The sequence below is a fragment of the Leptolyngbya sp. CCNP1308 genome (assembly GCF_034932455.1).
In the GTDB taxonomy this organism is placed as follows: domain Bacteria; phylum Cyanobacteriota; class Cyanobacteriia; order Phormidesmidales; family Phormidesmidaceae; genus Nodosilinea.
Map to the genome: position 1 here is coordinate 1 of NZ_JAYGIH010000022.1, position 8,903 is coordinate 8,903.

10 protein-coding genes are annotated in these 8,903 nt (G+C 51.6%); 6 read left to right on the top strand and 4 right to left on the bottom strand.

The genetic code is table 11. The annotated features are described in order from the left end of the window. From VB780_RS08265 to VB780_RS08285, 5 genes are all read left to right on the top strand, one after another. The coding region (locus VB780_RS08265; RefSeq protein WP_323350660.1) for a transposase at window positions 1–186 on the top strand (186 nt) is incomplete at its 5' end. 264 nt (window positions 187–450) lie between these two features. Then, the gene (locus VB780_RS08270; protein ID WP_323350661.1) at window positions 451–729 is read left to right on the top strand and encodes a UPF0175 family protein; all 279 of its coding nucleotides are present in this window, start codon (window positions 451–453) and stop codon (window positions 727–729) included. Window positions 730–896: 167 nt separating this feature from the next. After that, window positions 897–1,850 carry a YihY/virulence factor BrkB family protein gene (locus tag VB780_RS08275; RefSeq protein WP_323350662.1) on the top strand — a complete coding sequence of 318 codons (954 nt, stop codon included), beginning with the start codon at window positions 897–899 and terminating at the stop codon, window positions 1,848–1,850. A gap of 64 nt (window positions 1,851–1,914) precedes the next feature. Further along, complete coding sequence (locus tag VB780_RS08280; protein ID WP_323350663.1) at window positions 1,915–2,550, top strand: LysE family translocator; 636 nt, start codon at window positions 1,915–1,917, stop codon at window positions 2,548–2,550. 66 nt (window positions 2,551–2,616) lie between these two features. Beyond that, complete coding sequence (locus tag VB780_RS08285) at window positions 2,617–3,171, top strand: DUF3124 domain-containing protein (RefSeq protein WP_323350664.1); 555 nt, start codon at window positions 2,617–2,619, stop codon at window positions 3,169–3,171. A 17-nt stretch (window positions 3,172–3,188) separates the two neighbouring features. Here VB780_RS08285 and VB780_RS08290 read toward each other — a convergent pair whose 3' ends face one another. The 3 genes from VB780_RS08290 to VB780_RS08300 all read right to left on the bottom strand — a co-directional run bounded on the left by VB780_RS08290 (window position 3,189) and on the right by VB780_RS08300 (window position 6,333). After that, window positions 3,189–3,851 carry a response regulator transcription factor gene (locus VB780_RS08290; RefSeq protein WP_323350665.1) on the bottom strand — a complete coding sequence of 221 codons (663 nt, stop codon included), beginning with the start codon at window positions 3,849–3,851 and terminating at the stop codon, window positions 3,189–3,191. A 42-nt stretch (window positions 3,852–3,893) separates the two neighbouring features. After that, complete coding sequence (locus tag VB780_RS08295) at window positions 3,894–4,520, bottom strand: hypothetical protein (protein ID WP_323350666.1); 627 nt, start codon at window positions 4,518–4,520, stop codon at window positions 3,894–3,896. A 139-nt stretch (window positions 4,521–4,659) separates the two neighbouring features. Next, complete coding sequence (locus VB780_RS08300; RefSeq protein ID WP_323350667.1) at window positions 4,660–6,333, bottom strand: ShlB/FhaC/HecB family hemolysin secretion/activation protein; 1,674 nt, start codon at window positions 6,331–6,333, stop codon at window positions 4,660–4,662. Between the two features lie 383 nt (window positions 6,334–6,716). Between VB780_RS08300 and VB780_RS08305 the strand changes: the two genes are divergently transcribed. After that, window positions 6,717–7,697, top strand: a complete 981-nt coding sequence (locus tag VB780_RS08305) for a calcium-binding protein (protein ID WP_323350668.1) — start codon at window positions 6,717–6,719, stop codon at window positions 7,695–7,697. Between the two features lie 700 nt (window positions 7,698–8,397). Here the strand turns inward: VB780_RS08305 and VB780_RS08310 are convergent. Beyond that, window positions 8,398–8,688 (bottom strand): hypothetical protein, encoded by a 291-nt coding sequence (locus VB780_RS08310; protein ID WP_323350669.1) that lies wholly within the window; start codon window positions 8,686–8,688, stop codon window positions 8,398–8,400. Window positions 8,689–8,903 lie beyond the last annotated feature (215 nt).

Consider the following 8,903-nt stretch of genomic DNA (forward strand, 5'->3'; position numbering starts at 1 on the left):
GTCGTCTTACGACCGCAGCAGACCAAAGGATTTGTCCTGCTGAAGAAACGCTGGGTCGTCGAGCGTACCTTCGGATGGTTGATGGGGTGCCGACGCTTGGTGCGAGACTACGAACGGCTACCGGAAATGTCAGAAACCCTCATCTACCTTGCCATGATACGGATCATGGTCAGGCGATTGGCATGATTTTTGACCCCATCGGACTTTTCAAACACCCTCTAACAATCGCACTGCGCCAATTCTTCGCACCACGTCCACAAGACCCGCTGGTTCCGTTGCGTCCATTATGCCAATCATCAATTTTTGTGTCGAGATTGGTGACCTGTTGTGCTGTTCCCTTTTGCACTGGCCCCCGTCCTGCTCTACCCATTACTTTCCAGCCCTACAACGTAAACAGCCTCCAGTAGAGCAAGATACGATAGAAGCAGACTCTGGGAGATGTGGCCCACCATGCAAATTACGCTCGATTTGCCCGATGAACTTGCCCAGCACTTTAACTCTGAGCACTTGGCTCGTGAAATTTTAGAAGCCCTTGTAGCGCAAGCCTACCAGGTCGAAAAAATTACCAGTGCCGAAGTCGGGCGCATCTTAGGTCTACCCTCTCGCTGGGCCATTGATGCCTTTTTGAAACAGCACAACGCCGATCTTCACTACGACACGGCTGATTTAGAGCGCGATCGCACCACCTTGCGCCAGCTCCGCCAGCAACAGTCCCCTAGCACCCCATGATTGTGTTGCCGACACCTTTCCGATCAACTGTAAAAATGGTCAATCACCAGTAAAACAATCCTAGAGTTCAGCGGATGCACAACTCGCCTATTGGCTTGTTGTACTTATCCTTTCCGCACCTGGCCCAAGGGTGGGCGATAATACCCTCGGTTTCTCTGCACCCACCCATGCTCAACTACGTGCGATCGCGCTTCCTCCCCTACCTGCGCACCCAGGTTCTCCCCTCCAAACCCGCCCAGCTGCTCATTCAAACCTGGCTCAAGTGGGATCGCGACAACGTCCCCGGTATGGCGGCGGCGCTGTCGTACTACGCGCTGTTTTCCCTGTTTCCGCTGCTGCTGGTGGTACTGAGCATCATCGGGGCGCTGGTGGGGCCAAACACCGAAGTATTTGAGGCTATTCAGGATGTGATTGTGCGCTACCTGCCCCCCGAAGTGCACGAATTAATTAGAGACACCATTATTTCTCTCAACGAAAACAGCGTTGGGGCAGGGCTGATTGGCTTTGGCATTTTGATGTTTGCCGCCAGCACCATCTTTGCTATTCTCAAGCGATCGGTGAACAAAATTTGGGAATCCCCCAGTCGCGTCAGCGAAGCCGGGTCGCCCGCTCGCATGGCGCTTTTTTTTGTGATCAACAAACTGTCGGCCTTTGTGCTGGTGCTGGCCACGGCGCTGCTGCTGCTGGCCTCGCTGCTGTCAAACATTGTGATCAAAATTATTCTGGCGCTGGTCAACAACTTTCAAGAAACCTTTGCCTTCTTAACCATCGACCAAGAGCTGCTCAGCAAAGGGCTTGAGGCGGGCTGGTCGTTTTTTGCCCTGGGGGTCGCGATCGCTGGCCTGTTCCGCATCCTCCCCAGCATCAAACTTTCTTGGAAAGACATCTGGCCCGGTGCACTGCTCACCACCCTGCTGCTGGCGGGGTTGCAGTGGCTAGTCAGCAACAGCGTGATTAGCCTGGGCAGCCGATTTGTTTCCTACGGCGTTATCGGCAGCGTGATGATCTTGATGCTGTGGATTTTTTTGGCCTGCCAAATTTTCTTTGCGGGCTGCGAATTTTCGTTTGTGTACGCCCACATGTTTGGCACCAAGCGACGAACGGCGAGGTTTGGGGAGTAGGGGCACAGCCTGCTGTGTCCCCCACGGTAGATAGTTGACAATAGACGTATTCACGGAGATTGATATGCCTGATTTAGCGACCCTAAGCTTGTTTTTTACCGCCGCTTTTATTCTCAGCATTACGCCGGGGCCGGGGATTCTCTACACGCTGGCCCGCAGCCTTAACGGCGGCAAATCTGAGGGCATTTTGTCGGCCCTGGGCTTGTTTGTGGGCGGGCTGGTGCATGTGGTTGCCGCAGCCGTTGGCATTTCTAGCCTGCTGATGACCTCTGCTGTGGCGTTCTCTCTAGTGAAGTATGCCGGAGCCGCCTACCTGATTTATCTAGGGCTGCGCACCCTGCTGAGCCAAGACACGCTGTTGGTCAATGCCGATGCCGCTGTGCCGCCGCCCAAACAAGGCAGCGCATTTCATCAGGGGGTGATTACTGAAGTGTTAAATCCTAAAACGGCGCTGTTTTTCCTGGCTTTTATTCCGCAGTTTATCAATGTTGAAAACGGCAGCGTCTTCACGCAGTTTTTGGTGCTGGGTCTGATCACCGATTGTTTGAATTTGGCAGTGGATGTTTTTGTGGCGTCTTTTGCTGGGCCGATTGGACAAAAACTGCGGGGAAGTTATCGATTTAGGCGGAGCCAGCGTATGGCATCGGGCTGCACCATGATTGGCCTGGGCGCGTATGTTGCGGTTGCCGATCAACAGTAGTGGACTGGACAGGTAGCGATGCCGTTGGGCGCGTAGCTGGGCGAATTAATCGAGGGATAACGTCTAATGGTGAGCTTGAGATTAGTGCTAATTGGGTTGAGCCTGGGGATGCTGTCGGCCTGCGCGACTCAAACCCCGGCGACGAGCCCTGCGCCCACGGTGCCTGCCCAAGAGCGATTTAGCGATCACCCCGGCGTCACTGTCTTAGCCGCTGCCCCAGCCCCGGCGGTACAGGGGCAAACCCTCTACGTGCCGGTGTATTCCGAAATTTTTGACTCCGAGGCCAACCGCGCCTTTCAGCTAACGGTGACGCTGAGTTTGCGCAACAGCGATCGCAGCCAGCCCATCACCATTACCGCGCTCGATTACTACAACTCAGGGGGCGATCGCATCATCACCTACCTCGACGAGCCCATTCAGCTTGGCCCCCTCGCCTCTACCGAAGTTGTTGTAGATCGCACCAATGTGTCCGGCGGTGTCGGGGCCAACTTCATCGTCGCCTGGCAATCCGTCGCCCCCGTCAGCGATCCCGTCATCGAAGCGATCATGATTAGCACTGCCTCCCAGCAGGGCATGTCCTTCGTCAGCCCTGGCCGGGTGATTGAGGAACTGCAACCCTAACGGAAAAGCCAACTGCACTAATCGATTAGGCCCTCTTCACGAGCGCGGATCTGGGTCTGAATGCGAATGTTTTTGCCGGGGTCGGGGTAGACATCCAGCGCGTCTTGCACCTTGGTCCAATAGTGGCGCACGGTGCGTTCCGAGACATTCATCTGTTCGGCGATCGCTTTGTCCTGTAGCCCTTCTTGAAACGCTAGCTGCAACACCTGCAGCCACTCTGGCTTGACCTCCAGCTCGGTGCGCATATCTTTTGGCGTGTAGATAATGCCCTGGAGTGCCCAGTCAACCTTGATCAGCATTTCCTTCAGGGGCAAATTTTTATCGACGATGGTGAACCCACCCTGATGGTTGGCGATCGCCGGTTTAAGCCGTACCAGCGCTTTGACATGGGCACTCTGCACCACAATGTTGAGTTCAGGGTACTGCTGCATCAGCGATCGCAGCAGGCGAATCCCCGTTTCGGTCTGCGAAGGGGTGCCAGGCTGTTCAGGAATAGACAAATCCATAACTAGCAGCGCTGGCTGCGCTGCCGCCAGGCTAGCGGCGGCCTCCTGTGCAGTTCGGGCCGAGCGAATATCGGTCTCGGGATAGTCTTGCTGTAGGGCGGTAACCGTGCCGTTGAGCACAGCATCATGGTCATCGACGACCAGCATCTGCTGGCGGAGTTGAGACGTAGTCATGGCGTGTAGGTAGTGCAGTACTAACAGCGTAAGCGGCCAACGTTACCAAACCAATTGCAACACCACAGCGGTGCGATCGCAGGTGCAGCCTGCCTTACCTCTGGTTAAGACCTCAAAGGTGGCTAGGTAGTTGCTCCAGTCTTCTGTCTGGCAGAGATCTATTGACGATGAGGGCAGGTCAAGATGATCGCTGATTGTCAGCGTTAGCCGTTTTGCCCCTCCACTCTCTGCCATCTGCACCATACAGCTCTGGGGTGGCGTCGGTAAGGTCGCCAGGGTTTGTCCTAGGTAGTCGATCATCGAGATTAAAAGCGAGACGGTTTCAATCGGCTCAGGCGACCAGTGGGTAGGTAACTCGACCTTGAGGATTACCTGCGCTGGCCAATCGTTCAAACCATGCTGTAGGGCCAGGGGTAACGATTCTTCTAGATAGGGAGAACTGAGCCGATCGCATAATTGCTCTAGGGCACCGTACAACTGCTCCACCGTGGCCAGGCCAGCACATTCTTCACCAGCAACTAGCTCCATCTGACGGCGAATAGCAAACAAGTCCTGTAGAAGACCATTGCGAATAGTGTCGGCCTCATCGATAAGCCACTGGGTCTGGTGCTGGTGCCACCAGCGCAATAGCTGCGCTGACTGGCTGGTTGGGTTGGGTAGCTCAGTCAATCCCAATTCTCCACGTCTCCAGGTTAAAAACTATCCCCAACAGTTCAGAATAAACACCCCAGTTCTAGACTCTAGCGTTGCTTTAGGAGAATTGAACCGCACTTTGCAGCCAGCCCCATTGCACTTTTGTGCAATGTGCTCAAAACGGCTGATAGGTAAACGAGAAATAGAAGCCATTCTCTTGCAGCGAGCTGCCTCGGTTAGGCAATCCAATGAGAGGAATGCCGTAGGTCAGGCGCATATTGGTCTCGGGTATTGGTTGCCACTGCACCCCTAAGCCCGTCCCCAGCAGCACCGAAGGATTAGGATTCTCGGTTTGGTTATTCCAGCCAGTACCAGCATCAATAAATGGAATCAGCTCCAGCTGATTGGGAACCGCCGATAGGGGTATACGCAGCTCGACCGAGCCCAGTACAGCATTGTCGGTCACTAACTGGTTTTGGGCATAGCCTCGCACCGTGTCTGACCCACCGACGCTAAAGCGCTCCAGCGGCAGCAGCGAGTCGGGGGTGAGCTGGGCATTGAACCGAGCGACCATCAGCCATCTGGGCGAGACCTGTTGTACCCACTGAAACTGCCCTAACCAGGCAAAAAATTGACCATCAGTGCCCGTATCGTTAACGGTGGCGTCAAAAAGGTTGAGGCCGAGGCTAAACTGCGATCGCGCCGCCAGCACTCGACGAATGTCTCGCAATAGCCACTCTTGGGAAAACCTCAGGGCACTGACTTTGGCCACCCCATTTTCTGGCCCAACAGAAAAAGAAAAGGGAATGTCGTTGAGAATAAAGCTGCGGCTCTCGCGCAGATCTAGGGCCAGGCCCAAGGCCCACTCCTGGTTGATAGAGCGGGTCAAAGGCTGGCGATAATAAAGTGAGAAGGTTTCGCTTTCGTTGCGAATGCCCGCATCGACAAACTGAGGTGTAATGATGCGGCTGTTAGCGCTTTCGTAGCGCACCTGCAGCGTCCCGTCATAGGCATTGAGGGGAAACCCGTAGCGCAATTCATAAAGATCTAACCCCTGGGTATGGCCGTATCGAGCACTGGCAAAGTCCCCAAAGCCCAGCACATTGCGGTGCAGAGCCAGCGCTTCTCCCTGTATAGAACCAATGCTGACCGAGCGCAGGTTATCTACAGTCAACGCCAAAGAAAAGGGATCGGCTTCGGTCAGATCTAGAATCAGCAGGTTTTGGCCAGGGCTGCTGCCCGCCGTGAGCTCGGCATCAACCCGGTTTAGCAGGGGGTCAATCTGCAAGAGCCGCAGGGCGTCTTCGAGTCGGGGAATGTTAAGGGGCGGTTGGGTGGCGAGGGAGACTCGTTTGCGCACATAACCTTCTCGCAAATGACCTAACCCATTGACCTGAATTGACTCAACGCTGCCCTCAATCACTTGAATTTGAACGATCCTACTGCTCAAATTTTGGCCACTGGGCAAAAAGGCTCCCGAGGTGCGGTAGCCGTTGCGAATATATAGGTCTGTGATCGCTGTCCGCAGGTCTAAGAGCTGACTGAGGGAAAGTTCCTGCCCCTCCAGGGGCTCCACTAGAGCGGCAATTTCTGCGTCTAAAACAGTGTTGCCCAAGACATCAATGCGATCGACGGCAAAGCGCTCTTCTTCCAGCGCGGGCGGTAACACTGGCCATTCTGAGTCCGGGTCTTCTGGAACATCTAAAGGCACCTCTGGTGGCAGCGGCTCTGGTACAGGGGGATTTGGGGAGGCCGGGCGGGTCGGCTCGGTAGGATCGGGAAATGGCAGACTGGGAGACACCTCGGTTTGGGCACTGGCCAAGCAGGCGAGCTGAGCTACGAAAACCAAGGCACCTGGCACAGAACGGAGTAGATGCATCGCTCAAGGGATGATGGGTCGAGAACATCAATCTTGCTAATAGAGGCTTGCCGCAATAGCTGTTTAAGCCTCAGGCTGCTCAAACTATCCGGCAAGATTGCCACTGAGTCAACCTAAAGAAGAAATTGATAGGTAATGTCAAATCTCAAGTGAATCCCAGGGTTTTACTAGTTACCTTGCAGTTTTCTGCAACCAATCCACTCCATTTTGGCAATTGGCAAGTCAGAAAGCACAAGTGAATTCAACTGAGGAACTATTTAATCTAAGGCCATAGGAAGTAATCAAGAAATTCACTTCTTTATTGAAGCGAGAAAATTGCTTTCTACAACCTAAATTGTTACTAGGAGTCAGTCATGGCAAACTTAAATGGTTCCATCTTCAGCGATGTTGTTGTTGATACGCTAGGCAACGACACTATTAAAACCTTTGGCGGCGATGACTATATCTATGGTGGCTTTGGCAATGATGTTATTAGTGGTGGCTCTGGTTTTGACACGATAGATTACAGTTTTTTAGGGCAAGGCATCTCTCTCAATACCGGCAGTTTTGTTAGCAAAGGAACCGCAGGTTTTGACAGTCTATTTTCTGTTGAAAATATCATCGGAGCTTTTGATCAGATCAACACTATCGATGGCTCCTTAGGAGATAGCGGCCTCGTTTCATTAACCGTAGATTTATCTATCAACAGCCTGACGATTAACGATATATTTGGTCTAGGAACGCTGAGCTTCGTTGTCCAAAACTTTATTGACGTTATCGGAACAAGTCAGGGAGATACCATTATTGGTGATTTTCAAAACAATGTGCTTGATGGTTGGGGTGGTGATGACTATATCTTTGGTGGTGATGGAAACGATCAAATCTTAGGATTCACGGGCAATGACACCCTAGACGGCTCAACGGGAAGTGACTCTCTCTTTGGTGAGGCTGGCAATGATACTCTGTTTGGCGGCAGCAACAACGATGCCCTATTTGGCGGTAGTGGCAGCGATTTCTTAGCAGGTGAATCTGGCAATGACGTTCTAGTCGGCTATGGGTTTGACCTGAGCGAGTATGACGTTCTCTCTGGTGGGTCTGGGGCAGATGTCTTTGCCCTAGGAGATACAGCCAATGTTTATTATCAAGGCTATGGCTATGCCACTATTACTGACTTCAATTTCTTGGAGGGTGACAAAATCCAGGTTGCTGGTGGGATTGGTAACTACAGCCTGTCTGCCCAGAGTTTTTCTGGTGGTTTAGCTTTAGACACCCTCATTTACTTCGGCAGCGATTTAATTGGGGTAGTAGAAGACAACACTAATGTTGTCCCTGCCTTCGATTTCGTTACGGCATAGGCATAGGCAGAGCGATCGCTTTAATTCAAGTGGTTGTACATCCTAAAGGCGCAGCTAAGCTGCGCCTTTTTTGGGCTAGATTGCTGTAGTTAATAGAATGGGGACACTGTTTCAATCTTGAGCGCTAGGGCATTGCCAGGCTAGTTGGGAGACCTCATTGACTCTGAGATGATGACTATAAAACCGTTCGTAAACCTGGTTTTTGCTATTAGCGCTTGCCCTGTCCTAAGCGATCTAGCCAATTCAATATTTGGCGCTAGGGCTTAACGTACTGGCCAACAAAATTAGCACTGAGGCAAAATTTTCATTTGCAATCAACTCAATCTAGATCTAAATTTGCATTTTTCTACAATCAAATCTGCAACTTTTAGCGAATAGTTTTGCAGACATAGATCATGGATTTAACAATAAAAAAACTTAGAGTTGTGGTGTTGAGCTTTAGATCAGAAAGGACACTATGAAACCTTAAAACTTTGCTTAAACTCTAAGCCAAGCGACTGGAATCAAAACTGCTCTTTTTAGTTTATTTCAAATGCAATCTAGCACTTCTTTAAAGCAATCTTTTGCTTTAGAAGGTGCTTCTTATCCCGCAGGTGGTTTGAAAATCTGGCTGATTAGCAAAGGATATATGCCCCAACTCTAAATCTCTCCATGATATTGAAGAGAAATAGAGCTTCTGTATAGCACCATTTATCGCCACTTAGGAGATTTCTATGGAACCACTAATCGCAATAGGATTTGCTTTCCTACTCTTTACCAGAAGCTTTTTTGCAAACTCCCCAGAGGTGCCATCAGAAGAAAGGCAGCTAGGAGAAGCGTTGATTAGATATTTGGAGGCAGGCATCAGAACAAGATAAGATCTCAACAAAGCAGTTAAAGTGTGTTCAATTGATCTGTCGCCCTTATTGTCTTCAGCCATAAACCTCAGGATTGTTGAAAATCCTGAGGTTTTAATTTTCATTGCAGCGCCGCGCTCATACCAGACGACCATCAGACAAGGCAAATGCCCCAGTCGGTTCTACAATTGGGTCGCCCAGTTGCCACACAGCCTGAGGATCTGTATTGGAAAGGGTCTGTACCAGGGCAAACGCATACTCGGTGAGTAGGGATACTAATGGATAAGTTTGACATTGAGGCTATCCATGTCCCCTTCAGTGCCGCCGACCGATTCACTGCTAAGACACTTTGAGAATCTAGAGGATCCGC